24 protein-coding genes are annotated in these 24,724 nt (G+C 63.2%); 13 read left to right on the forward strand and 11 right to left on the reverse strand.

From position 1 onward, the window contains the following. The first annotated feature begins 54 nt into the window (after positions 1-54). Positions 55-960 (forward strand): alpha/beta hydrolase, encoded by a 906-nt coding sequence (locus AC1M7R_RS16595; protein WP_072388030.1) that lies wholly within the window; start codon positions 55-57, stop codon positions 958-960. Beyond that, on the forward strand, positions 957-1,286 hold the full coding sequence (locus AC1M7R_RS16600) for a PA3694 family proteiin (RefSeq protein ID WP_072388028.1): 330 nt from the start codon (positions 957-959) through the stop codon (positions 1,284-1,286). Before AC1M7R_RS16595 ends, AC1M7R_RS16600 begins: the two co-directional genes overlap by 4 nt. Positions 1,287-1,490: 204 nt before the next feature. Here the strand turns inward: AC1M7R_RS16600 and lptF are convergent, their stop codons facing one another. From lptF to AC1M7R_RS16615, 3 genes are all read right to left on the reverse strand, one after another. Continuing rightward, positions 1,491-2,279 (reverse strand): lipotoxin F family OmpA-related lipoprotein LptF, encoded by a 789-nt coding sequence (gene lptF, locus AC1M7R_RS16605; protein WP_072388733.1) that lies wholly within the window; start codon positions 2,277-2,279, stop codon positions 1,491-1,493. Between the two features lie 51 nt (positions 2,280-2,330). Further along, positions 2,331-2,747 carry a DUF4398 domain-containing protein gene (locus AC1M7R_RS16610; RefSeq protein ID WP_072388026.1) on the reverse strand — a complete coding sequence of 139 codons (417 nt, stop codon included), beginning with the start codon at positions 2,745-2,747 and terminating at the stop codon, positions 2,331-2,333. Positions 2,748-3,086: 339 nt separating this feature from the next. Further along, complete coding sequence (locus AC1M7R_RS16615) at positions 3,087-3,431, reverse strand: pilin assembly protein (RefSeq protein WP_072388023.1); 345 nt, start codon at positions 3,429-3,431, stop codon at positions 3,087-3,089. A 276-nt stretch (positions 3,432-3,707) separates the two neighbouring features. On the opposite strand from AC1M7R_RS16615, the gene ppc reads away from it, so the two are divergent. The 7 genes from ppc to AC1M7R_RS16650 all read left to right on the forward strand — a co-directional run bounded on the left by ppc (position 3,708) and on the right by AC1M7R_RS16650 (position 11,118). Next, positions 3,708-6,338, forward strand: a complete 2,631-nt coding sequence (gene ppc / locus AC1M7R_RS16620; RefSeq protein WP_072430833.1) for a phosphoenolpyruvate carboxylase — start codon at positions 3,708-3,710, stop codon at positions 6,336-6,338. A 291-nt stretch (positions 6,339-6,629) separates the two neighbouring features. After that, positions 6,630-7,277, forward strand: a complete 648-nt coding sequence (adk, locus tag AC1M7R_RS16625; RefSeq protein WP_072388018.1) for an adenylate kinase — start codon at positions 6,630-6,632, stop codon at positions 7,275-7,277. A gap of 91 nt (positions 7,278-7,368) precedes the next feature. Further along, positions 7,369-8,046 carry a tRNA (adenosine(37)-N6)-threonylcarbamoyltransferase complex dimerization subunit type 1 TsaB gene (tsaB, locus tag AC1M7R_RS16630; RefSeq protein ID WP_072388016.1) on the forward strand — a complete coding sequence of 226 codons (678 nt, stop codon included), beginning with the start codon at positions 7,369-7,371 and terminating at the stop codon, positions 8,044-8,046. A gap of 341 nt (positions 8,047-8,387) precedes the next feature. After that, positions 8,388-8,696 carry a hypothetical protein gene (locus AC1M7R_RS16635; protein ID WP_072388014.1) on the forward strand — a complete coding sequence of 103 codons (309 nt, stop codon included), beginning with the start codon at positions 8,388-8,390 and terminating at the stop codon, positions 8,694-8,696. After that, a complete protein-coding gene (locus AC1M7R_RS16640; protein WP_072388012.1) occupies positions 8,696-9,556 on the forward strand; it encodes a DUF72 domain-containing protein in 861 nt (286 codons plus the stop codon). Before AC1M7R_RS16635 ends, AC1M7R_RS16640 begins: the two co-directional genes overlap by 1 nt. A gap of 32 nt (positions 9,557-9,588) precedes the next feature. Further along, positions 9,589-10,410, forward strand: coding sequence for an isocitrate lyase/PEP mutase family protein (locus AC1M7R_RS16645; RefSeq protein ID WP_072388010.1), 822 nt, complete (start codon positions 9,589-9,591; stop codon positions 10,408-10,410). 9 nt (positions 10,411-10,419) lie between these two features. Beyond that, a complete protein-coding gene (locus tag AC1M7R_RS16650; RefSeq protein WP_072388008.1) occupies positions 10,420-11,118 on the forward strand; it encodes an extensin-like domain-containing protein in 699 nt (232 codons plus the stop codon). A 116-nt stretch (positions 11,119-11,234) separates the two neighbouring features. Here AC1M7R_RS16650 and AC1M7R_RS16655 read toward each other — a convergent pair whose 3' ends face one another. After that, the gene (locus AC1M7R_RS16655; protein ID WP_072388006.1) at positions 11,235-11,855 is read right to left on the reverse strand and encodes an energy transducer TonB; all 621 of its coding nucleotides are present in this window, start codon (positions 11,853-11,855) and stop codon (positions 11,235-11,237) included. Between the two features lie 92 nt (positions 11,856-11,947). Here AC1M7R_RS16655 and AC1M7R_RS16660 point away from each other — a divergent pair, with 92 nt between their 5' ends. Next, on the forward strand, positions 11,948-12,730 hold the full coding sequence (locus tag AC1M7R_RS16660) for a class I SAM-dependent methyltransferase (RefSeq protein ID WP_072430836.1): 783 nt from the start codon (positions 11,948-11,950) through the stop codon (positions 12,728-12,730). Positions 12,731-12,786: 56 nt separating this feature from the next. Here the strand turns inward: AC1M7R_RS16660 and AC1M7R_RS16665 are convergent, their stop codons facing one another. Next, the gene (locus tag AC1M7R_RS16665) at positions 12,787-13,422 is read right to left on the reverse strand and encodes a TetR/AcrR family transcriptional regulator (protein WP_072388002.1); all 636 of its coding nucleotides are present in this window, start codon (positions 13,420-13,422) and stop codon (positions 12,787-12,789) included. Positions 13,423-13,515: 93 nt separating this feature from the next. On the opposite strand from AC1M7R_RS16665, the gene AC1M7R_RS16670 reads away from it, so the two are divergent. Both AC1M7R_RS16670 and AC1M7R_RS16675 read left to right on the forward strand, forming a co-directional pair. Further along, a complete protein-coding gene (locus AC1M7R_RS16670) occupies positions 13,516-14,616 on the forward strand; it encodes an efflux RND transporter periplasmic adaptor subunit (protein WP_072388000.1) in 1,101 nt (366 codons plus the stop codon). 6 nt (positions 14,617-14,622) lie between these two features. Next, complete coding sequence (locus AC1M7R_RS16675) at positions 14,623-17,688, forward strand: efflux RND transporter permease subunit (protein WP_072387998.1); 3,066 nt, start codon at positions 14,623-14,625, stop codon at positions 17,686-17,688. 133 nt (positions 17,689-17,821) lie between these two features. Here the strand turns inward: AC1M7R_RS16675 and AC1M7R_RS16680 are convergent, their stop codons facing one another. From AC1M7R_RS16680 to plsB, 3 genes are read right to left on the reverse strand one after another with little or no spacing between them, the layout of a single operon-like run. Further along, complete coding sequence (locus tag AC1M7R_RS16680) at positions 17,822-18,511, reverse strand: DUF4197 domain-containing protein (RefSeq protein ID WP_072387996.1); 690 nt, start codon at positions 18,509-18,511, stop codon at positions 17,822-17,824. A gap of 31 nt (positions 18,512-18,542) precedes the next feature. Continuing rightward, a complete protein-coding gene (locus AC1M7R_RS16685; RefSeq protein WP_072387994.1) occupies positions 18,543-18,941 on the reverse strand; it encodes a YbaY family lipoprotein in 399 nt (132 codons plus the stop codon). 53 nt (positions 18,942-18,994) lie between these two features. Further along, entirely contained in the window at positions 18,995-21,496 is a 2,502-nt protein-coding gene (gene plsB, locus AC1M7R_RS16690) for a glycerol-3-phosphate 1-O-acyltransferase PlsB (protein WP_072430837.1), read from the reverse strand. A 239-nt stretch (positions 21,497-21,735) separates the two neighbouring features. Between plsB and AC1M7R_RS16695 the strand changes: the two genes are divergently transcribed. After that, a complete protein-coding gene (locus AC1M7R_RS16695; protein ID WP_072387990.1) occupies positions 21,736-21,945 on the forward strand; it encodes a cold shock domain-containing protein in 210 nt (69 codons plus the stop codon). Positions 21,946-22,092: 147 nt separating this feature from the next. Here the strand turns inward: AC1M7R_RS16695 and AC1M7R_RS16700 are convergent, their stop codons facing one another. The 3 genes from AC1M7R_RS16700 to dapE all read right to left on the reverse strand — a co-directional run bounded on the left by AC1M7R_RS16700 (position 22,093) and on the right by dapE (position 24,511). Next, positions 22,093-22,470, reverse strand: coding sequence for a hypothetical protein (locus tag AC1M7R_RS16700; protein ID WP_072387988.1), 378 nt, complete (start codon positions 22,468-22,470; stop codon positions 22,093-22,095). An 80-nt stretch (positions 22,471-22,550) separates the two neighbouring features. Next, positions 22,551-23,360, reverse strand: coding sequence for a putative RNA methyltransferase (locus AC1M7R_RS16705; protein ID WP_072387985.1), 810 nt, complete (start codon positions 23,358-23,360; stop codon positions 22,551-22,553). Further along, positions 23,360-24,511, reverse strand: a complete 1,152-nt coding sequence (gene dapE, locus AC1M7R_RS16710; protein WP_072387982.1) for a succinyl-diaminopimelate desuccinylase — start codon at positions 24,509-24,511, stop codon at positions 23,360-23,362. The genes AC1M7R_RS16705 and dapE overlap by 1 nt, the downstream gene beginning before the upstream one ends. Positions 24,512-24,724 lie beyond the last annotated feature (213 nt).

A 24,724-nucleotide genomic window follows, 5' to 3' on the forward strand; every position in this document is an offset into this window, starting at 1 on the left:
CTCGCTCCCACCAGGGGGGTATGTTTCAACCCTGATCTTGCGAGGTTTCACCGGATGCGAATCCTCGGCATCTTTTGCCTGCTACTGGTCCTGAGCGGTTGCAGCTCACTGCTGTTCTACCCCGAGCGCGGTCTGCCATTTACCCCTGAGCGGGCCAGGCTCGAGTACCGCGACGTGACCCTGACCACCGCTGACGGCCTCAAGCTGCGGGGTTGGTGGCTGCCCGTCAAACCAGGCGTGGAGCTCAAGGGCACGGTGCTGCACCTGCACGGCAATGGCGGCAACCTGGCCTGGCACCTGGGCGGCAGTTGGTGGCTGCCGGAGCAGGGGTATCAGGTGTTGATGGTCGATTATCGCGGCTACGGCCTGTCCGAAGGGGAGCCGAGCCTACCGGCGATCTACCAGGACATCGATGCGGCTTTCCAGTGGCTGGACCAGGCGCCCCAGGTCCAGGGCAAGCCACTGGTGCTGCTGGGCCAGAGCCTGGGTGGCGCTCTGGCAGTGCATTACCTGGTGGATCATCCGCAGCGCCAGCGGCAACTCAAGGCCCTGGTGCTGGACGGCGTGCCCGCCAGTTATCGCGACGTCGGACGTTTCGCCCTGAGCACCTCCTGGGTGACCTGGGCCTTCCAGGTGCCGCTGTCCTGGCTGGTGCCCGATGGCGACAGCGCCATCGGCTCGGTGTCTGGACTGACCGGTGTGCCGAAATTGATCTACCACAGCCTGGACGATCCGATCGTGCCGCTTTCCAACGGCATCCGTCTGTATCAAGCTGCGCCGCCGCCGCGGGTGCTGCAACTGACCCGCGGCGGTCACGTGCAGACGTTCGCCGACCCGGTCTGGCGCACGGTGATGCTGCGCTATCTTGATGACCCGCAGCATTTCGACGGCCTGCGCCGCCTCGGCGAAGTCCCCAACTACCCGAAAACCTCCGCTGAATCTCCAGAGAGCACGCAATGAGCGAAGAACGTAATGCCATCCCCCTGATCATCACCGGTATCTGCAGCATCCTCGGCACCGTTGCGGTGCTCTGGTACTACGGTTACCTGCACTTCGCCAAGCCCGAGGATGCGTTGCTGCTCAGTGACTTCACCATGCTCAAGACGGTGCCGGGCGAAGACTACAAGGTCTCCCTGGAACCGGCGCCCCAGGTGGCCCAGTGCATCGACGGCGTGCTGGTGCTGTTCGACACCGAACAGAAAGGCCTGACCGGGGTGCTGATCAACAACAAGAAACGTGCGGTGCGGTGCATGGGGCAGGAGACGCCGCAGAAGCTCCAGCCGTAACCACAAGGGCGCTACAGTCTCCCTGTAAGAGCGAGCTTGCTCGCGATGAAGGCGATCAGCCAACGCCTATGTCGACTGATCTGCCGCCAGCGCGAACAAGCTCGCTCCCACAGGGGAGACGATGGGCTCAACAAAATGTGTGCGGCCATGAAAAAGCCCCGCCTGATTGAAGTCAGGCGGGGCTTTTTCGTTGCACTCAGCCGATCAGTTGGCGCTCATGGTCGAACGCGGAGCCACTGGCTGATTGTCGTTGGAAATGGTCACTTCCACCCGACGGTTCATGGCGCGGCCCGAGACGCTGGTGTTGTCGGCCACCGGGAATTCCTTGCCATAACCCTGGGTCACGATGCGGGCCGGGTCGACGCCCATCTTCACCAGGGCGGTGCGCACGGAGCTGGCGCGGCGCTCGGACAACGATTGGTTGTAGGAGTCCGAACCGGTGCTATCGGTATAGCCTTCGATGATCACCTTGCGGTCGGGGTTTTCCTGGAGGAACTGCGCCAGTTTGCTCACGTTGGTCATGCCGCTGGCGCGCAGGTCAGACTTGTTGGTGGCAAACAGCACGTCGCCGAAGGTCACCAGCGTACCGCGCTCGGTCTGCTTGGCGTTGAGGCTGTCCTGCAGCTGCTTGATCTGTGCGTTACGGGCTTCCAGCAGCGCGCGGGCACGTTCGTCACCGGCGTTTTTCAGCTCGGCTTCGGCGTTGCGCAGGGCGATGGTCTGCTTGGCTACTTCAACACGCTGGTTGGTCAGGTAGGCCAGTTGGTCGACCTTGGCTTCGTCTTCCTTGTCCATGTAGGCCTTGTCGGCCTTGGCCAGGAAATCGGCGGCTTCCTTGGTTTCCAGTGCGGCGACCTTGGTGGCCGCCGGATCGGCCTGCAGGCCGTTGTAATTGGTGCGGGCCTGTTCCAGGTTCACGTTCGGGTCGTGGGAGCAAGCGGCCAGGGATACGCAGGCGGCAAGCAGGGCGGGCATCATCAAGTGTTTGTGCATCATAGTCGGTCGTCCTTTTATCAATGAGCAATACGTCGAGGCATGAATGGATTACTGAACAACCTTGTTCATGCCTTCCTGACGCAATTCCTGAACCCCTTTCTGAGAGTCCTTGAGTGCCTGTTCAGCCTTGGCGGCCTGGGCCTTGCGCTCAGCGACGCGCGCGTCCCACTCGGCCTGTTCGGCCAGTCGCCGGGCTTCTTCGTAGTTCTTGTCGTGCATCGCGATTTCGGCTTGCTTGAGCTTGTCCTGGGCGGCCTTCATTTCCACCGCAGCGAACTCGGTGCCGCCGGCGCTGACGGCGCTGTTGACCGCCGATTGCGTTACCGCGTACTGCTCCGACGGTGGGTTGCCGGCGCAACCGGCCAGGATGAAGCTGCTACCGATGGCCAGGGCGGCCAGCTTCAGACCGCGCAGGCCATTGATCGAGGGTTTGGCAGTGCAGGTATTCATAGGCTTCAACTCCATTGGAAAACTCCTGGGAAACTAAAAATCCATGCTGAAACCGAAGCCGGGACGCCTGTTTGCCGCTGACGGCAGGGTGCGTTTATTTAAACGACCGTTCCAGTATGGTTACTCGGTGTGACCCGAGGCATTTTTCAAAAGTTCAGCGAAGATGGCCAATCGCCAAAAAGCATTGCTGACTGATCGGTCAACCGAAAAAAAGCTGAACTTTCAAGGCGCGCAGCGGTATGGGGAGGGGGTTTGAGAAGGGGCCGCAGACTGCCCGGGGCCGCGATCCGCCTGCGTGTTCGAGCGAGCGGATCGCGGCCTTCGACAGCTTCCAGGCGCAGAGGGCAGGGGAAGTCAGTGCTTGGATTTATCGTTCTGCGAGCAAAGCTCATGCAGATGACGACGGGACAGGGCGAGAAACCGCGGCGTCGGGCCGACGTCTTCATACAGCGGATCGCCTTCTTCGTCGGTGGCAACCACGTGGGAACCCTTCACATAGGGGAAGCTCGCTTCCAGCTCCTCCAGCGCGGCGCCAATCAGTTCGCCGAGCAGTTCCTCGGGTTGGCGCTTGGGGTACATCTCGCAGATCGCCGCCAGGCGTGCGGCGGCTTCCACATCCAGATGAATCGTGTAGCCGGTCTGGGTCAGATGACCCTTGGCGTTTTCTTCCCAGTGCTGGGCGAGTTCACGGATCTTCATGATGGCCTCAGTCAGTCTGCTCGTGGCAGGCGCGGTGAATGGCAAGCCGTTGTGTGGCTTATCTAAAAGACTAGAGCGCCGTTGCACGCAAGCGTTCATTTCTTGACGAGCGGCGGGTACTCGGCGGGCAAGGCTGCGCGAGTCGTCCGTCATGGCCAAGGACACTGCGCAGCCTTGAGCCCGTTCTTCGCTTGTCATACACGACGGGCATCGGCACTCTCTGTCTCATGCGTCTCACCCGATAGCTGTCCGGACCTATTTGCTGGAGAACTGCTGATGACCGATATCGATGCACGCTTGCGCGAGGATGTTCACCTGCTCGGCGAGTTGTTGGGCAACACCATTCGCGAACAGTACGGGGACCGGTTTCTCGACAAGATCGAGCAGATCCGCAAGGGCGCCAAGGCCGACCGGCGTGGTTCCGTGGATGCCGAACTCAGTGCCAGCCTCAACCAGTTGAGCGAGGATGAACTGCTGCCGGTGGCGCGGGCGTTCAACCAGTTCCTCAACCTGGCCAACATCGCCGAGCAATACCAGCTCATCCACAGGCGTGACGAATCACAGCCGGCGCCTTTCGAGGCGCGGGTGTTGCCCGAGCTGCTCGCCCGGCTTCGGGCCGAGGGGCATGGCGCCGAGTCCCTGGCCCGGCAACTGGGCCGGCTGGAGATCGAACTGGTCCTCACCGCCCACCCCACGGAAGTGGCCCGTCGCACGCTGATCCAGAAATACGACGCCATCGCCGCGCAACTGGCGGCCCAGGATCATCGCGATCTGACCGCCGCCGAGCGGGCGCAGATTCATCAGCGTCTGCAACGACTGATCGCCGAAGCCTGGCACACCGAGGAAATCCGTCGCACCCGGCCGACACCCGTGGACGAGGCCAAGTGGGGGTTCGCGGTCATCGAGCATTCGTTGTGGCAGGCCATCCCCAATTATCTGCGCAAGGCCGACCAGGCCCTGCTCGCCGCCACCGGGCTGCGCTTGCCTCTGGAGGCCGCGCCCATCCGCTTTGCCTCGTGGATGGGAGGTGACCGCGACGGCAACCCGAATGTCACCGCCGCGGTCACCCGTGAAGTGTTGCTGCTGGCGCGGTGGATGGCGGCAGACCTGTACCTGCGTGACGTCGATCAACTGGCCGCCGAGCTGTCCATGCAAAAGGCCAGCGATGCCCTGCGTGCCCAGGCCGGAGACAGTGCCGAGCCTTATCGGGCCGTGCTCAAGCAGTTGCGCGAACGCTTGCGGGCCACCCGCAACTGGGCCCAGGCTTCCCTCAAGGCCACTACGCCGGCCCCGGCGCAAGTGCTGCAGAACAACCGCGAGCTGCTCGATCCCCTGGAACTGTGCTACCAGTCGTTGCACGACTGCGGCATGGGGGTGATCGCCGACGGGCCGCTGCTCGATTGCCTGCGCCGGGCGGTGACGTTCGGTCTGTTCCTGGTGCGCCTCGACGTGCGCCAGGACTCGACGCGCCATACCGCCGCCATGACCGAGATCACCGATTACCTGGGATTGGGCCGTTACGGCGACTGGAGCGAAGAGCAGCGCATCGGCTTCCTGCTGGATGAGCTGAACAACCGGCGTCCGCTGTTGCCGGCCAACTTCAAGCCATCGGCCGACACGGCGGAAGTCCTGGCCACGTGTCGGGAAGTGGCGGCGGCGCCAGCGGCGTCGCTGGGCTCGTACGTGATCTCCATGGCCGGTGCGGCCTCCGATGTACTGGCGGTGCAACTGCTGCTCAAGGAGGCCGGCGTGCTGCGGCCGATGCGCGTGGTGCCGTTGTTCGAGACCCTGGCCGACCTGGACAATGCCGGGCCGGTGATCGAGCGACTGTTGCTGCTGCCGGGCTACCGTTCGCGCCTGCAAGGACCGCAGGAAGTGATGATCGGCTACTCCGACTCGGCCAAGGACGCCGGGACCACGGCGGCGGCCTGGGCGCAATACCGCGCCCAGGAACGGCTGGTGGACATCTGCCGGGAGCAGCAAGTCGAACTGCTGCTGTTCCACGGCCGTGGCGGCACCGTGGGCCGTGGTGGCGGCCCGGCCCATGCGGCGATCCTGTCCCAGCCACCGGGTTCGGTGGCGGGGCGTTTCCGCACCACCGAGCAGGGCGAAATGATTCGTTTCAAATTCGGCCTGCCGGATATCGCCGAACAGAACCTCAACCTGTACCTGGCCGCAGTGCTGGAAGCGACCCTGCTTCCGCCGCCACCGCCGACGCCCGAATGGCGGCACCTGATGGACGAACTGGCGGCCGACGGGGTCAAGGCCTACCGCGCCGTGGTGCGGGAAAACCCGCAGTTCGTCGAGTATTTCCGCCAGTCCACGCCGGAGCAGGAGCTGGGCCGCCTGCCCCTGGGCAGCCGGCCGGCCAAACGCCGGGCCGGCGGTATCGAAAGCCTGCGGGCGATCCCGTGGATCTTCGGTTGGACCCAGACCCGCCTGATGCTCCCGGCCTGGCTTGGCTGGGAAACCGCCCTGGGCAAGGCCCTGGAGCGCGGCGAGGGCGAACTGCTGGGACAGATGCGCGAGCAATGGCCGTTCTTCCGCACCCGCATCGACATGCTGGAGATGGTGCTGGCCAAGGCGGACGCCGACATCGCGCGCTCCTACGACGAGCGTCTGGTGGAACCGGCGCTGAGACCTTTGGGTGCGCATTTACGCGACCTATTGTCGCAGGCCTGTTCCGTGGTCCTGGGGTTGACCGGTCAGTCGCAACTACTGGCACATAGCCCAGAGACGCTGGAATTCATTCGCCTGCGCAACACCTACCTCGACCCGTTGCACCTGCTGCAGGCCGAACTGCTGGCGCGCTCGCGGCAGCAGGAGGTGGCCCAGGGCAGCCCCGTGGAACAGGCGTTGCTGGTGTCTGTGGCAGGGATTGCCGCCGGTTTGCGCAACACCGGCTAAGCTCAGGCAGCGCTGCGAAACGGCTCGCCCGGTGACGCCGGGCGATGCGAGGAGCCAGGGAAAGCAGGTCGACCAGGCGACAGTTTGTTGCCCGGTTGCGACGTTCGCCACCTCCTCCAAAGGTCGCGTCGAGCGCGGGTTCCTCCGACTTTCGGCGGCTTGTGTGGGTCGGGCCTGCTGTGTATCTTGATCAGCCTTTGGCCGTTTGGGCGGCCACGATCCTGTTTTTCCGAGATTGGCCCCACGAGGCGAATCCGAGCGTTTTACATAAAAAAATTGAGGAGCACATCGATGCGCGTCATTCTGCTGGGAGCTCCCGGGGCCGGTAAAGGTACTCAGGCAAAGTTCATCACTGAAAAATTCGGTATCCCGCAAATCTCCACCGGCGACATGCTGCGTGCTGCGGTCAAGGCCGGAACCGAGCTGGGCGTCAAGGCCAAGGGCATCATGGATGCCGGTGGCCTGGTGTCGGATGACCTGATCATTGCCCTGGTCAAGGATCGTATCGCTCAACCCGACTGCGCCAACGGTTTCCTGTTCGACGGTTTCCCGCGCACCATCCCGCAGGCCGAAGCCCTGGTCACCGCTGGCGTGGAGCTCGATCACGTGGTCGAGATCGCCGTCGATGACGAAGAGATCGTCCAGCGCATTGCCGGGCGTCGCGTCCACGAGCCTTCGGGCCGTGTGTATCACACCGTCTACAACCCGCCTAAACTCGCGGGCAAGGACGATATCACCGGTGAAGCACTGGTGCAGCGCAAGGACGACACCGAAGAAACTGTGCGTCATCGCCTCTCGGTCTACCACTCCCAGACCAAGCCGCTGGTGGACTTCTACCAGAAGCTGTCCGCCGCCCAGGGCAAACCGAAATACAGCCATATCGAAGGCGTCGGCTCGGTGGATGCGATCACCGACAAGGTGCTCAAGGCGCTGAGCTGAAAAACCGATCCGCTGTTCCAACTCCGGCCCGCTTGCGGGCCGGAGTTGTTTATACTGGCGCACTTTTTTCCCCTGATTGACGGATACATCGATGAGCACCCTGCTGGCCCTGGACACCGCGACCGAAGCTTGCTCCGTTGCCTTGCTGCACGACGGCAAGGTCACGAGCCATTACGAGGTGATCCCCCGCCTTCACGCGCAGAAACTGCTGCCGATGATCCAGCAGTTGCTCAGCGATGCCGGAACCACCCTGCAGGCGGTGGATGCGATTGCCTTTGGGCGTGGACCGGGGGCATTCACCGGTGTGCGCATCGCCATCGGCGTGGTGCAGGGGCTGGCGTTTGCGCTGGAGCGCCCGGTGTTGCCGGTGTCGAACCTGGCGGTGCTGGCCCAGCGGGCGTTGCGTGAGCAAGGTGCCCGCCAGGTGGCCGCCGCCATCGACGCCCGCATGGATGAGGTGTATTGGGGCTGCTATCGCGAAATCGACGGCGAGATGCGCCTGGTGGGCCAGGAAGCGGTGATGCCGCCCGAGGCCGCGGCTTTGCCGCCCGGAACGGATGGGCAATGGTTCGGCGCTGGCACCGGATGGGGCTATGGGGCACGAATCGCCGTGAACCTCAGCGGCCAGGATCCGACAATGCTGCCGCACGCCGAAGACCTGCTGGCCCTGGCGCGTTTCGCCTGGGAGCGCGGCGAAGCCATCCCCGCCGACGACGCCCAACCGGTTTACCTGCGGGACAAAGTCGCCACGCCCAAGTCCGAACGCTAGAACCGATCTTGGCCAGAACGCTGCTGTGGTTGTGGCGAGGGGATTCATTCCCGCCGGGGCGCGAAGCGACTCCCGATAGTGTTGCGCTTTGCGCTTGGTGGGCGAATGCTGCCCGCTCGAGCGGGGATGAATCCCCTTGCCACACATCTATTCGTCTGCACAGGCGCATCCGCCGCCAAAGTCATCTGCCCTCGCAAAAGTCACATCCGATATCGCCAGTCGTCACTTTTTTTGCCGGTTTTTAAACCTTTTTGGCTTTCTGTGTTCTAGTTATCACTTGCGCGTTTGCGCGGCTGCGAAAGTGCCGCTAAATTGCCATCATTGATACCGAGCATTCAGTTATGCGTATAGACGGCGTTTCATCCCAGTCCTATCCCATCAAGCGCAGGCCTCGTACAGGCAGGATCGCTGATCAGGAGAACTTCGACGAAGTCGATGGCGAACTGGAGTTCCCGTCCGAAGAGCAACTGGCTGCCCGTGCCGCCAAGGCCAGCGCGCAACGCCTGAGCAATCTTCCCGCCCGTCAGCAGGACATGATTTACCATCGCGCCATGACCCGTAGCGTCGCCACGGCCCTGGCCAGCTACCTGAGCACCGCCGGCTTCGTCGATTGGGATATGGAAGTGCTGGGCCTCGATCTCTACATCTGATGGCATTGCCTTACTACCTGGGCTGCCCGTCCTGGAGTGAAAACGCCTGGCGCGACTACCTGTATCCCCAGGACGCCAGAAGCACCGATTTTCTCGACCTCTATTCCCAAGTGTTCAACGCCGTGGAAGGCAATACGACCTTCTACGCCAGCCCCTCTGCGGCCATCGTGCAGCGTTGGGCGCAAACCATGCCCTCGCACTTTCGCTTCACGGCCAAGTTCCCCGGCGATATCAGCCACCAAGGCGATTTGCGTGAGCACCAGAGCGCCGTCGACACATTCGTGCAATTGCTCCGCCCCTTGGGGGAACGGGTATCGCCGTTCTGGTTGCAGTTATCCAAGGCCTTCACGCCGGATCGATTGCCGGAGCTGGCAGGGTTCATCGACGCGTTCGAAGGTCCCTTGGCCGTGGAGGTGCGTCACGATGAATTCTTCGCCAAGGGCGATGCCGAGCGCCGGCTCAACCGCCTGTTGCTCGACCGCGAGGTGGAGCGTATCTGCCTCGACCCCCGGGCGTTGTTCAGTTGCACATCGACCGACCCCTGCGTGCTTCATGCCCAGTCGAAAAAGCCCCGGGTGCCGCCGCGGCCGGCCGCGTTCACCCAATGCCCGCAGGTACGCTTCATCGGTCATCCAGCGCTGGAGGCCAACGAGCCGTTCCTGACGCCCTGGGTAGAAAAAATCGCCGGCTGGATCGAAGAAGGACGCACGCCGTACATCTTCCTGCACACCGCCGATAACGTGCTGGCGGCAAAACTCGCGCAACACTTTCACCGGCGATTGATGCATCGATTGCCTGGCTTGCCGGCCCTGCCTGAGTTATACAGAGAGCCCGCCGCCGAGCAACTGGGTTTGCTCTGAGGCGAACGTCCCTCTGCCCAGGAGCGAACTTCATGGATGCGCAAACCCGTCGAGCCCAGGCGTTCAAGGCCCTGCACGAACGCGAAGAGGCTTTCGTCATTCCCAACCCCTGGGACGCCGGTTCGGCAAAGATGCTTGCCAGCCTGGGTTTCGAAGCGTTGGCCACCACCAGTGCCGGTCATGCCTTTTCCCTGGCACGTCCCGATGGTGCGCTGGGGCTGGAAGATACCCTCGCCAATGTCCGGGCGATCGTGGCGGCCACTGACCTGCCGGTGGCAGTCGACCTGGAGAACGGTTTCGCCGATGCCCCCGAGGAGTGCGCTCGCAATCTGTTGCGTGCGGCGCAGGCCGGCGCGGTCGGGGGCTCCATCGAAGATGCCACGGGGCGCGAAGGCAGCCCGATCTATTGCTTCGAAGAGGCCGTGGCACGGGTGAAGGCCGCGGCAGACGCGGTGCGCAGCCTGCCATATCCCTTCGTGCTGACCGCTCGCGCGGAAAATTTCCTGCATGGTAATCCCGACCTGGACGACACGATTCGTCGCCTGAAGGCTTTCGCCGATGCTGGCGCCGACGTGCTCTACGCACCGGGGCTCAGCAGCGCCGGGCAGGTGCTGGCGGTGGTGCAGGCGGTGGCGCCCAAACCGGTGAATGTCCTGATGTCCGGCGCACTGGACCTGACGGTCGCGCAATTGAGCGAGCTGGGCGTCAAGCGCATCAGTGTCGGCTCTGCCCTGGCCCTGGCGGCGTACGGTGAGTTCATGCGTGCCGCCGAAGAGATCAGGCAGCAGGGCACCTTCACTTTTACCCGGCGTTCAATGCCGTTCCGGCAGGCCAACGAGTTGTTCAAGGGCTGAGGTCGGGCCGTGCGGGGATTGAAGGTATTCGCGTGTCTGCTGCTGATCGTTGGCGGCGCGGTGCTGGGTGTGCGGCAAGGTTGGCTGGCGGTGCCGCCGCAATGGAACCCCTGGGCGCCGCTGGATATCAACAGCCCGCCGAACCTGCTGACCCGTTACAAGCTGATGGCCCTGCGCAACGATCCGCAACTCTGTGACCAGGCCCTCGCGACCTCTATCCTGCGGGTCGTTCGCCAGGCCGATAGCGATCCCAGGGGCAATTGCCCATTGACCAATGTCGTAAGAGTCCAGGGCAGCGAGGTGGCGCTGAGCAGCAGCTTCCTGGCCAGTTGCCCGCTGGCGGTGGCATTCGCCCTGTTCGAGCGCCATGCGTTGCAGCCGGCGGCCATGGCGGCCTATGGGCAGAAAGTGAAGCGGGTCGATCACCTGGGCAGTTTTGCCTGTCGCAACATGTACGGTCGTGAGACCGGCGCGCGCAGCCAGCATGCCACCGCAAGCGCCCTGGACATCGCCGGGTTTCGCCTGGCCGACGGGCGTGCGATCAGCGTCCTCAGGGACTGGCCCAAGGACAATGCCGATGCGCGTTTTCTACGTCAGGCCCGGGATGGCGCCTGCGATATGTTCAGTGTGGTCCTGAGCCCGGACTACAACGCGGCGCACCGCAATCATTTCCATCTGGACGTGGGGCCCTGGTGGATCTGTCGCTAGGCTCTGTTCGAAAAGCCTTGATACTCGTTCATGCTGACCTGAGACGGGGCTTGCTGTTCTCATTTCGCCACGCCTGGCCTTCGCGCAGACATATCCCAGACAGAGTCAGGATAGCCTCAGGCGGCGATACGCAGGTTCTGCAGCACGATCGGACGTGCCCAGCGAGTGTCGAAATCCAGTGCCTTCTGCTGCGCCACCAATTCCTCTTCCGGGAATGGCGGGAAAGGCTTGTCCAGCAGGTCCAGTTCGAACTCGGCGATCGGCAAGTGCAGGGGGCGAGGTTGTGGCGCAGGGCCAGGTTCCGGCAGTGGCTGGCCAGCGGTGAGGACGATTGGGCGGACCCAGTTGCTTTCGAAGTTCTGCTGTTTTTGCTGGGCGACGATTTCTTCCGGCGGGAAGGGCGGGAAGGGTTTGTCCAGCAGGTCGAGTTCGAATTCGGCGATGGGCAGGAACAGCGGTTCTGGCGGTTTGACCTGGGTTTGTGTCACGTCGCAAGTGCGCTGGCTGACGATGTGGTCCAGCAGTTCGGCGCCGAGGGTCGGTTCAACAGCCTCATCGAGGGCGACCGGCTGGTAGCTGCCGGGCGCCGGTGCGTTTTCACCCAGTTGATCGGCCAGGGCCCGGGCAAAGAAATCCTGCCACAGGTGACTGACGCCGCTCAGCGCTTGGGTGTTACGCAGGCTGTAATCGCCGTAAGGGGAGATGACGCCTATCGATGTGGATTGAATGTCTGACATTTTTCTCGGTCGACGCTCAGCTCTGGCAAAATGCCGTTCACCGTTGTTATCGGCCGTTTTTGCCGATCCTTAATTTTTTGAGCATGTTTTCCATGAGTGAGCGAACCGCGGCCTGCCGCATCCACGTCGAGGCCCTGGCCCCGGCCTTCCAGCCACAGGCCGAGCACTGGGCCCAGCGGCTTGGGCTGCCCTTGCAGGTGGAGGATGGCGAGTTTGCCTTGCAGATCGGCGCGCAGGGGTTGCAACTGCAGCAACTGGGGCCGGACGCGCCGGGGCCGGTACGGGTGGACTTCGTCGAGGGGGGCGCAGCGCATCGCCGGTTGTACGGTGGCGGCAGCGGGCAAATGATCGCCAAGGCGGTGGGCATCGCCCAGGGCGTGCGTCCGCGGGTGCTGGATGCCACCGCCGGGTTGGGCAAGGATGCCTTTGTCCTGGCCAGCCTGGGCTGCGACATGAGCCTGGTCGAGCGCCAGCCGCTGATCGGCGCCTTGCTGGAGGACGGCCTGGCCCGAGGCGCGGAGGATTTCGACGTCGCCCCCATCGTGGCCCGCATGCGCCTGTTCAAGGGCAACGCCATCGAGGTGATGCGTAACTGGGAAGGCGAGCCCCCCCAGGTGATCTACCTGGACCCGATGTTTCCCCATCGCGAGAAAACCGCCTTGGTGAAGAAGGAGATGCGCCTGTTCCGTCCCCTGGTGGGCGACGACCTGGACGCCCCGGCGTTGCTGGCCGCAGCACTGGCCCTGGCGAGCCATCGGGTGGTGGTCAAGCGTCCGCGCAAGGCACCGTGCATCGAAGGACCCAAGCCGAGTCATGGCCTGGAGGGCAAGTCCAGCCGCTACGATATCTATCCCAAGAAAGCCCTCAAGCCCTGAGACCGGGGGCCTTCATCGTGGCCAGCCCACGATCGGGCCCTTCGATACGCCGAGGACTAGGGGTGGTAAGCCCGCATGAACAACCCCACCACTTCCCGCACATGATCCTCGGCCGCGTCGCGGTCCAGCGGCTCGCCGCAGCCATACAGCAAGCGGAAGTTCGCCGCTCCCTTGATCAGGCAAAAGAAATGTTCGGCGGCATGGCGGGGCTTGTCGATGCTCAAGGCCCCGCTCTGGTGGACCTTGGTCAGCAAACGCTCCATGCCGGTGAGCATCCGCTGGGGACCGGCTTCGTAGAACACCGTCGAAAGCTTGGGATCCTGGCTGCCCAGGGTCATGATCAGCCGATGCAGGTTCACCGACTCGTCACTGTTGATCAGTTGATGGAAGCCTCGGGCGATGGTCAGCAGCACGTTTTCAATCGGCACGCCTTCCGGCCATTCGAAGAACAGCAAGGGAACCTGCTCCTCGCATTTGGCGATCACCGCGGCGGAAAACAACGTTTCCTTGTCGTTGAAATGGCTATAGACCGTCAGTTTCGACACACCAGCCTCGGCGGCCACGGCCTCCATGCTGGTACTGGCGTAGCCCATGCTCAGGAACAGGCGCTTGGCGGCGTCGAGAATGGCCTGGCGCTTGGCCAGGTCCTTGGGACGGCCGGGGCCGCTGGGGGATGAAAGATTGTTCGACATTCTTCGCGTTAATACTGGACTGGTGAGTTTGCTATTAATAACATACTCGCCAGTATAATTATTCCAAGCACCCTTAGCGAAAGGTCACTCGTCATGTTCCGCTATGCGTCGTCCCTCGCCCTGCCAGTCAGCCTGGCTTTTTTATTGTCTGCGTGTGGCCATGACGAACCGGTGCCCGTTGCCGTGCGTCCTGCCATGGTGGTCAAGCCCGAGCCCTCGGCCCAGGCGACGGACAGCTATCCTGGCGAGGTGCGGGCGCGTTTCGAGCCGGACCTGGCTTTCCGTATCGGTGGCAAGGTAAGCCGCCGGCTGGTGGAGGAAGGCCAGAGGGTCAAGGCCAACCAGCCATTGGCCGAGCTCGACCCCGAGGACGTGCGCCTGCAACTGGAGGCCACTCGGGCCCAGGTGGCCGCCGCCGAGGCCAACCTCAACCTGGTGCGGGCCGAACGTGATCGCTACAAGACCTTGCTGGATCGGCAGATGGTCAGCCGGTCCCAATACGACAACGCCGAAAACCTTTACCGCTCCGGCGCCGCGCGGCTCAAGCAGATCAAGGCCGAATTCGACGTGGCCAGCAACCAGGCCAGCTATTCGGTATTGCGTGCACCCCAGGATGGCGTGGTCGCCCGACGTTCGGTGGAAGTGGGGCAGGTGGTATCGGCCGGTCAGACCGTCTTCACCCTGGCCACCGATGGGGAGCGTGAGGTGCTCATCAGCCTGCCGGAGCAGAGCTTCGGCCGCTTCAAGATCGGCCAGCCGGTCTCCGTGGAGCTATGGAGCCAGCCCGATCAGCGCTTCAGTGGGCGTATCCGTGAACTTTCGCCGGCCGCCGATCCCAAGTCCCGCACGTTCGCCGCTCGGGTGGCCTTCACGGCCGGCAGCGTGCCGGCCGAGCTGGGCCAGAGCGCGCGGGTGTTTATCCAGGCCGCCGACAAGGTTCCGCTGTCGGTGCCACTCTCGGCACTGACCGCCGAGAACGGTGCCACCTATGTCTGGGTGGTCAATGCCAACCACACCCTGAAAAAAGTCCCGGTGCGCGTCGGCGCCTTCGGCGAGAAGACCGTGCCGGTGCTGGAAGGCTTGAGCCCCGACGATTGGGTCGTCGCGGCGGGCGTGCATGTGCTCCTCGACGGCCAGCAGGTACGGCCTGTGGATCGCTCCAACCGTGCGGTCAACCTGGCGGCCAAGGAGTAATTCCCGATGGGTTTCAATCTTTCCGAGTGGGCGCTGCGTAATCGCCAGATCGTACTGTTCCTGATGTTGCTGCTGGCTATCGTTGGTGCGCTTTCCTACACCAAGCTGGGCCAGAGCGAAGATCCACCGTTCACGTTCAAGGCCATGGTGATTCGCACCAACTGGCCGGGGGCCACGGCCGAGGAAATGTCGCGGCAGGTCACCGAGCGCATCGAAAAGAAGCTGATGGAAACCGGCGATTACGAAAAGATCGTCTCGTTCTCGCGGCCGGGCGAGTCCCAGGTGACCTTCATGGCCCGCGACTCCCTGCATTCGGCACAGATCCCCGAGCTGTGGTACCAGATCCGCAAGAAAGTCGCCGATATCCGTCACACGTTGCCGCCGGGTATCCAGGGGCCGTTCTTCAACGATGAGTTCGGCACGACCTTTGGCAATATCTACGCGCTGACCGGCGACGGGTTCGACTACGGCGTGCTCAAGGATTACGCCGACCGTGTGCAGATCCAGCTGCAACGGGTCAAGGATGTGGGCAAGGTCGAGCTGATTGGCCTGCAGGACGAAAAGATCTGGATCGAACTGTCGAACGTAAAGCTGGCCACCCTTGGCTTGCCCCTGGCGGCGGTCCAGCAGGCCCTCGAGGAGCAGAATGCGGTGTCCACCGCCGGTTTCTTCGAAACCGGTAGCGAGCGCCTGCAGCTACGGGTGTCGGGGAATTTCCAGACCGTGGAAGAGATTCGCAGCTTCCCCATCCGGGTCGCCGATCGTACGTTCCGTATCGACGATGTGGCGGATGTGCGTCGCGGTTTCAACGATCCGCCGGCACCGCGCATGCGCTTCATGGGCGAAGACGCCATCGGCCTGGCTGTGGCCATGAAGGACGGCGGTGACATTCTGATCCTGGGCAAGGCCCTGGAGGCCGAGTTTGCCCGGATCCAGAACAATCTCCCGGCCGGCATGCAACTGCGCAAGGTCTCGGACCAGCCGGCGGCGGTGAAGACCGGTGTGGGCGAGTTCGTCCAGGTGCTGGTGGAAGCGCTGACGATCGTGTTGCTGGTGAGCTTCTTTTCCCTGGGCCTGCGCACCGGGATGGTGGTGGCCCTGGCGATTCCGCTGGTGCTGGCGATGACTTTCGCGGCGATGTATTACCTGGGGATCGGCCTGCACAAGATTTCCCTTGGCGCGCTGGTGCTGGCCCTGGGGCTGCTGGTGGACGACGCGATCATCGCCGTGGAGATGATGGCGATCAAGATGGAGCAGGGCTTCGACCGGATCAAGGCCGCCAGCTATGCCTGGACCAGCACTGCATTCCCGATGCTCACCGGTACGCTGATCACGGCGGCGGGGTTCCTGCCGATCGCCACGGCGCAATCGGGCACCGGCGAATATACCCGTTCGATTTTCCAGGTGGTGACCCTGGCGTTGGTGGCGTCCTGGGTGGCTGCGGTGGTGTTCGTGCCTTACCTGGGGGAAAAGCTGCTGCCGGACCTGGCGAAAATCCATGCGGCCAGACACGGCACTCGTGACGGTCAGCCCGATCCCTATGGCACGCCGTTCTACCAGCGCGTCCGGCGCCTGGTGGAGTGGTGCGTGCGTCGGCGTAAAACCGTCATCGCACTGACGGTGCTGCTGTTTGTCGGCTCAGTGGTGCTGTTCCGTTTTGTCCCTCAGCAGTTCTTCCCGGCGTCGGGACGTCTGGAGTTGATGGTCGACCTGAAGCTGGAGGAAGGCGCCTCCCTGAGCAACACCGCCGAACAGGTCAAGCGCCTGGAAGCGATGCTCAAGGATCATCCGGGCATCGATAACTACGTGGCCTATGTCGGTACCGGGTCTCCTCGTTTCTATCTGCCGCTGGATCAACAACTGCCTGCTCCCAGCTTCGCCCAGTTCGTGGTGCTGGCCAAGACCATCGAGGATCGCGAGCCGTTGCGCAGCTGGCTGATCAGCACCTTGAACGAACAGTTTCCCACCCTGCGTTCACGGGTCACTCGCCTGGAAAACGGACCACCCGTGGGTTACCCGGTGCAGTTCCGGGTGACCGGCGAGCACATCGAAGAAGTCCGGGCCCTGGCGAGGAAAGTGGCGACCAAGGTGCGTGAAAACCCCTACGTGGCCAATGTGCATCTGGATTGGGAAGAGCCGAGCAAGGTCGTGTACCTGAATGTCGATCAGGAGCGCGCCCGGGCCCTGGGGGTGAGCACCGTCGACCTGTCGAAGTTCCTCCAGAGTTCCCTCATCGGCTCCAGCGTCAGCCAGTACCGCGAAGACAACGAGCTGATCGAGATCCTGCTGCGTGGCACCGTGCACGAACGCACCGAACTGTCCTTGCTGCCCAGCCTCGCGGTGCCTACCGAGAATGGCACCAGCGTTGCGCTGTCCCAGATCGCGACGTTGGAGTACGGCTTCGAAGAAGGCGTGATCTGGCACCGCAACCGCCTGCCGAGCGTGACCGTGCGGGCCGACATTTACGGCAAGGAGCAACCGGCGACCCTGGTCCAGCAGATCTTCCCGACCCTGGACCCGATTCGGGCCGAGTTGCCGGATGGCTACCTGCTGGAGGTCGGCGGTACGGTAGAGGATTCGGCTCGCGGCCAGAAGTCGGTGAATGCCGGTGTGCCGCTGTTCATCGTGGTGGTGCTGACGTTGCTGATGCTGCAGCTGCGCAGCTTCTCGCGCACGGCCATGGTGTTCCTGACCGCTCCCCTGGGGCTGATCGGTGTGACGCTGTTTTTGCTGGTGTTCCGCCAGCCGTTCGGTTTCGTCGCCATGCTGGGGACTATCGCCCTGTCGGGAATGATCATGCGTAACTCGGTGATCCTGGTGGACCAGATCGAGCAGGATATCGAGGCAGGACTGACGCCCTGGCAGGCGATCATCGAAGCCACCGTGCGCCGTTTCCGACCCATCGTGCTCACCGCCCTGGCGGCGGTGCTGGCAATGATCCCCTTGTCCCGCAGCCTTTTCTTCGGGCCGATGGCCGTGGCGATCATGGGGGGACTGATCGTGGCGACGGCGTTGACGCTGCTGTTCCTGCCGGCGCTGTATGCGGCCTGGTTCAGGGTCAAGAAAACCTGACTGCAGTTCTCTGACGCCAAAAGACAATGTGGGAGCGAGCCTGCTCGCGATAGCGGTGTAACAGCCAACGAAGGTGTCATGGCTGATATCGCTTCGCGAGCAGGCTCGCTCCCACAGGTGTTTATGCTGGGTGTCAGAGCGCGCCGAACACCTTCTTCGCCAGACTGGTGGCCGCGGCCGCCGGGTTCTGGCGAATGGCGGCTTCCTGCTTGCCGATCATTTCAAACAAGCCATCGAGCGCCTGTTCAGTCACGTAGTTCTCGACGTTGGCGCTTTTCGCGTCCAGTACACCGAAGGTCGCGGCCTGGCCTGCGAAGGCGTTGTATTGCTGGGCCAGGCCGACCTTGTCGGTGGCTTGCTTGACGATAGGCAGGAACTTGGCACGGATCTGCTCGCGGCTGCTCTTGTTCAGGTACTGCGTGGCCGAGTCGTTGCCGCCGCTGAGGATGCCCTTGGCATCGTCCACGCTCATGTTCTTCACTGCGTTGACCAGGATCGGCTGGGCCTGGACCACGGCGGCCTCGGCGGCCTGGTTCATGCTGCTCTCCAGTTGCTCGACCTGGTCGCCCATGCCGAAGGCCTTCATCTTGCTGGCGACCTTGCCGAGCTTGCCCGGCAGCTCGATCTTGACCTCGGGGTTGTTGCTGAAGCCGCCAGGGGTGCCGAGTTGCTTGACCGCGACTTGAGCGCCTTGGGTCAAGGCGTCCTTGAGGCCGCCCGTGGCATCTTTTTGCGACAGGTCGCCAAGGGACAGGGCCATGGCTTGGGCACTGATCAACAGGCCGGCGCACAGGCCGGTGAAACGCAGGGTAGAGCGGAGCATGACAGCGTCCTTGAAGTGAATGGGAAAGGAATCAGCGGGCAGCGTCGACACGGATCTTCAACGGCTGCGGATCATTGCCATCGAGTTGCACGGTATGTTGTTCGGTGGTGATGAACATCACGCGTCCGTCCACCTCGATACGGGCACTCACGGCATACCGGTGCCCGGGCTTGACCTGGGCCGGATCATAACTGAGGTGGAACGGCAGCGGGACCTGGCCTTTGACCGGGCCGCTCTGCTCATCGAGCACCGTGGCCGGGGCATCGGCCAGGGAAACGTCCTGCAGGCTGACGCTCAGGATCGCGCTGGGTGGCAGGGCGATGCGCTGCAGGTAGAACACTTCGCCGTCGAGGCTGTGCCGGCTCGCCAGCGGTGCGCTGGAACAGGCACCGAGCAGTGCCGCGAGGGCGATGAGGGGAAGCTTGTTCATCGGGCAATTCCTTGGTTGGGGAGGCGCCAGCGGTCAAGCGGGCGCCTGGGTGGTCAGTCCTGGGACACCGGGGCAACCTGTTCCGCCGCGTCTTCACTGCGATGCAACGCCACCTGACGGATCGACAGGCGGATTTCCGCCGGCAGCACCCGTTTGGCCGCGCCTTCGGCCAGTTCGCCCAACAACTCGTGATAGCTTAGCTTGCCCGCTTCGTCCCGGCGCAGCACGTCGAGATCCAGCATGGTCTGGATGAAGTGGCGGAACAGGCTCTTGTCGAAGAATTCCGGTGCATTCAGGCCATGGAGAATCGACAGGCGCTGGGCCATCACGGTACAGAGGTCTTCCAGCTCCTCGGCACTGATGCTGTTCTGGCCACTGTTGAGCAGCAGCGAGACCGTCATGTAGAAGCGCTGCAGGGTCTGGGCAATGCTCTTGGACAACAGGGTCAACAGCACGAAGTGCCGCGAACTCGGGGCCGGGCGCAGGTACAGGTCCTTTTCGAAGCGCAGCAGGCCCTGTTCGACGAATGCTTCGAGCCATTGGTCCACCACTTCATCCAACTGGTCCAGGGACCAGCGGATGAACAGCTCCGATTGCAGGTACGGGTACAAGGCGCGAGTGTAGCGCAGGATCTGCTCGCGACTCATGCGCGACGTACTCTGGAAGAAACTGGCCAGCAACGCGGGCAAGGCGAAGATATGTAGCACGTTGTTGCGGTAATAGGTCATCAGTACCGCGTTCTGCTCGTCCAGGTAGAGGATCTTGCCCAGGGCATCGCTCTGTTCCGACAGCAGGTCCATGCCTTTGACATGCTCGATCAAGGCCAGGCCATCGCCTTCGGGAAGGGTGGTGTAGGGTGAATACGGTACTTTGCGCAGCAAGGCCAGGTACAGGTCCAGTACCCGGGCCATGGCGCGGTCGTCCAGGGCCAGGCGGCTGGTGGACAACAGCGCCAGGGCGACGAGGTTGACCGGGTTGATCGCGGCGGCTTCGTTCAGGTGCCGGGCCACACGTTCGCCGAGACGATGGGTGGTTGCGTTGAGCCAGGCTGGCTTGAATTGCGGGCCAAGCGCCTGTTGGCGCCAGTCCGGCTGTTCGCTGTCGAGGAACTGGGCCAGCCTGATCGGTTCGCCGAAGTTGACTGCCACCTGGCCGAAGCGCTGCTTGAGGGCGCCGACGACCTTGAAAATGTCGAAGATCGACTCTTTCTTCTTGCTGGCGCCGCGCAGTTCGCCCAGGTAGGTACGGCCTTCCAGTACCCGCTCATAACCGATGTAGACCGGCACGAACACGATGGGCGTGCGCGAGGAGCGCAGGAAGCTGCGCAAGGTGATGGCAAGCATGCCGGTCTTGGGCTGCAGCATGCGCCCGGTACGCGATCGCCCGCCCTCGACGAAGTACTCCACGGGGAAGCCTTTAGTGAACAGCGTGTGCAGGTATTCGTTGAACACCGCCGTATAGAGCGGGTTGCCCTTGAATGTGCGGCGCATGAAAAACGCCCCGCCGCGGCGCAGCAGGCCGCCGATCACCGGCATGTTGAGGTTGATGCCGGCGGCGATGTGCGGTGGGGTCAGGCCGTTGCGAAACAGCAGGTAAGACAGCAGCAGGTAGTCGATATGGCTGCGATGGCAGGGCACATAGATGACTTCGTGGCCGGGAGCGATCTTCTGCACGCTCTCGATGTGGTTGACCTTGATGCCGTCGTAGATCTTGTTCCAGAACCAGCTCAGCACCACCTCCAGGAAGCGGATAGCGGTATAGGTGTAGTCCGAGGCGATCTCGTTGCCATAGCGCAGGGCCTGGGCCTTGGCTTTCTCTGTGGATATCTTTTCCCGCTCGGCCTCCTCGGCAATCGCCTGCCTGACCAACGGTTGGTTCACCAGCCCTTTGACCAGGTTGCGGCGATGGGAGATGTCGGGGCCGATCACCGCCGACTTCAGGTTGCGCAAGTGCACCCGCAGGATCCGCTGGGCCATGCGTACGGTGCGCTCGTGGCCCTTGTCGTGTTCGATCAGTTCGCGCAGGTGGATCGGCGCGGAAAACTGCACCCGGGTCTTGCGTCCCAGGATCATGATGCTCAGCAGGCGGCGCAGGCGTCCGGTGACGGCCCAGCTGTCGGCGAACAGCAGTTTCCATGGGCTGGATTCGCTGTCGGGCGACTGGCCCCAGAACACACTCACCGGGATGATCTGCGCGTCTTCGGCGGCGTTCTGCGTCAGGGCATTGACCAGTCGTGTCAACGTGGGGGGCGCGCCGCGCTTGTCCTGGCGCCCGAGCCAGTCGGGGGCCGGGGTCAGATAGAAAAAGGCTGCCGGCTCCAGCAGGTTCCCCACCGCTACCGGTAATACGGGACGGGGCAGGCCGGCCTTGGTGCATTCGGTGTCGAGCACCGCCAGGTCGGTGAGCGAAGGGTCTTGCAGGACGTAGAACACCGGACGGCTGCGGTCGAGATCGAGGGTGAAGGACGACTGGTTGATCGTCTCGGAACGAACCCAGAGATACAACAGGCGGCGCAGGGTGCCAAATACAAGACGACGGAACGGGGAGCGGGTCATACGGCTTCTGCGTGAGTGGAAAGAATCGAGCGGTCGCTAGTGTGCCGGATTCGTCGAAAATCGGCAAAAAAGCGGCGAAGTAAAGTCAGTTGAGAGTTTTCGTGTGTGTCTTATACTCGGTCGCTGATCGCCTCGGCCTTCCCATGGACGGCTGCGGGGCGGCGAAAGTTCGTACAGCTTTATCTTTGCCGTCGGGCGGGAGAGCTGGCTTGAAAAATAAGAATTGGGAGTGAGCAATCATGGCAGCACGCGAAACCGGCAACGTGAAGTGGTTCAACGACGCCAAGGGCTACGGTTTTATCCAGCGTGAAGGCGGGGCGGATGTATTCGTGCACTATCGCGCGATCCGCGGCGAAGGCCACCGTTCGCTGATCGAGGGCCAGAAGGTCGAGTACGCGGTGGTGGAAGGGCAGAAGGGCCTGCAGGCTGAGGATGTGGTGGGGTTGTAAACCGCATTCACTGGCTACGCGAAACCCATTGTGGGAGCGAGCTTGCTCGCGATAGCGGTGTGTCAGTCACTTCTAATCTGGCTGATCTACCGCTATCGCGAGCAAGCTCGCTCCCACATTGGCTCTGCGGTGGGCTGGAAGTCAGCGTCACGCCGTCTTCCAGGTGATCTCTTCTTCCCCATCGGCGCTGATGCGAATCCAGCGATCCGCCGATTCCTCGCCTTCCTCTTCAACCCAGGAGCCCGGCGCACAGCGTACTTCGACGTTCAGCGCGGCGAAGGCGGCGCGGGCGCAGGCGATGTCGTCTTCCCATGGGGTCCGGTCGCTTTCCAGGTAAAGGCTGTTCCATTTGCCCACGGCCTTGGGCAGCCAGGTCACCGGGATATCGCCAGCCTTGCATTTGTAGGTCTGGCCTTTCTGGGTCCATTCGCTGCAAGGTCCCAGGGCCTGGCTCAGCCAGGCGGCGATGGCCTTGTGGTCAACATCGGCGTCCTTGAGGTAAATCTCGATATCGGGTTGGCGCATGGATGTCCTCACTGTGGTCTCGAAAAATCCATTCGCGGATTTAGTGTCGGCCCCGAACGCTCGCCCGGGGCCCGATAGGGTTATTGAAGAACGAAATAATCGTAGCGCATCGACACCGTGACCTCGAAGGGTTCGGCCTGCTCGATCACGCTGGCGCGGCGCTCGGCATTGGCGCGCCAGCCGTGGGGCGTCATGGCCAGCAGGTTGGCCCGATCCGGGCCGCTGTCCAGCGTCAAGCGAAACTCCAGGGTTTCGCTGTGCTCCAGCGTCATGCCCGGCGGCACCAGGGCCAGATGCTTGTCATCGGTGTATTCGCGCACTTCGTCGTACAGCCGCTCGCGCAGTTCCATCAGGTGACCGCGGGTGGGGCCGACTTTCATCAGGCCACCACCAGGGCTGAGCAGGCGCCTGGCCTCCTGCCAGTCCAAGGGGCTGAACACGCTTGCCAGGAACTGGCAGCAACCATCCGCCAACGGTACCCGGGCCATGCTGGCGATCAACCAGGTCAACCGTGGGTTGCGTTTGCAGGCACGCTTGACCGCCTCCCGCGAGATGTCCAGGGCGTAGCCATCAGCGTCGGGCAGGGCATCGGCGATCTGCGCGGTGTAGTAGCCCTCGCCACAGCCGATGTCCAGCCAGCGACCGGGGGCTCGTTGCGCAGCCAGTTCGGCCAGGCGCCGGGCCACCGGAGCGTAGTGCCCGGCATTGAGGAAGGCGCGACGGGCTTCGACCATGGCCTGGTTGTCCCCAGGGTCGCGGCTGTTCTTGTGCTGCACCGGCAGCAGGTTGAGGTAACCCTGGCGCGCCCGGTCGAAGCGATGGCCGGCCGGGCACACCACGCCGTTGTCCAGCGCCTTGAGCGGTTCGCTGCAGATCGGACAGGCGAGCATCAGGCGAGTAACTTGATCAGCGTCTTGTAGTAGATCTCGGTCAGTACGTCGAGATCGGCCGCCAGCACGCGTTCGTTGACCTGGTGGATGGTGGCGTTGACCGGCCCCAGTTCCACCACTTGCGTTCCCATGGTGGCGATGAAGCGCCCGTCGGACGTACCGCCGCTGGTGGACGCCTGGGTTTCACGCCCGGTGACGTCCCGGATGCTGGAAGACACGGCGTCCAGCAGCGCACCCGGTTCGGTGAGGAACGGCAGGCCGGACAGTGCCCAGTCGATGTGCCAGTCCAGTTGATGCTTGTCGAGGATGTCGGCAACTCGCTGTTGCAGGCCTTCGACGGTGGATTCGGTGGAAAAGCGGAAGTTGAACACCGCCACCAGGTCGCCCGGAATCACGTTGGTCGCGCCAGTGCCGGCGTTGAGGTTGGAGATCTGGAAGCTGGTGGGCGGGAAGAAGTCGTTGCCGTGGTCCCAATGTTCGGCGGCCAGTTCCGCCAGCGCCGGCGCCGCCAGGTGGATCGGGTTCTTCGCCAGGTGTGGGTAAGCCACGTGGCCCTGCTTGCCGCGCACGGTCAATTGCGCGCCGAGGGAGCCGCGGCGGCCGTTCTTGACCACATCGCCCACCAGCGTGGTGCTCGACGGTTCGCCGACGATGCACCAGTCCAGTCGTTCCTGGCGGGCCTTGAGGCGTTCCACCACAGCCTTGGTGCCGTGGTGGGCCGGGCCTTCTTCATCGCTGGTGATCAGGAAGGCGACCGAACCCTTGTGGTCCGGGTAGTCGGCGACAAAACGCTCGGCCGCCACCACCATCGCCGCCAGGCTGCCTTTCATGTCCGCCGCGCCACGGCCGCAGAGCATCCCATGCTCGTCGATGACCGCATCGAACGGATCGAGCTGCCAGGCCTGTACCGGGCCGGTGGGCACCACGTCGGTATGCCCGGCGAAGCACAGCACCGGCCCCTCGTGCTTGCCATGGCTGGCCCAGAAGTTATCCACATCCTCGAAGCGCATGGGTTCGAGCTTGAAGCCTGCGTTGCCCAGGCGCTGCATCATCAGTTTCTGACAGTCGGCATCCACGGGCGTCACGGACGGACGGCGGATCAGGTCGCAGGCGAGTTGCAGGGTCGGCGAGAGGTCGGCGTGGGCCGTCATGGAAGCTCCGGGAATATAGAATGAACGCAAGGCTTGTAGATCAGCGGGCAGGCTCCCGCAAAATGGCGGTTATCTTATAGCAAAACCACCACCATGGGCCCAAGTATGCCGACGGTGATTGACACAAAACCTGTGGGCGCGAGCTTGCGCGCGCAGGCGGTGTATCAGGCAATACTTCATCGACTGTCATACCGCTATCGCGAGCAGGCTCGC

This window comes from Pseudomonas sp. MS01C9 (genome assembly GCF_058202755.1).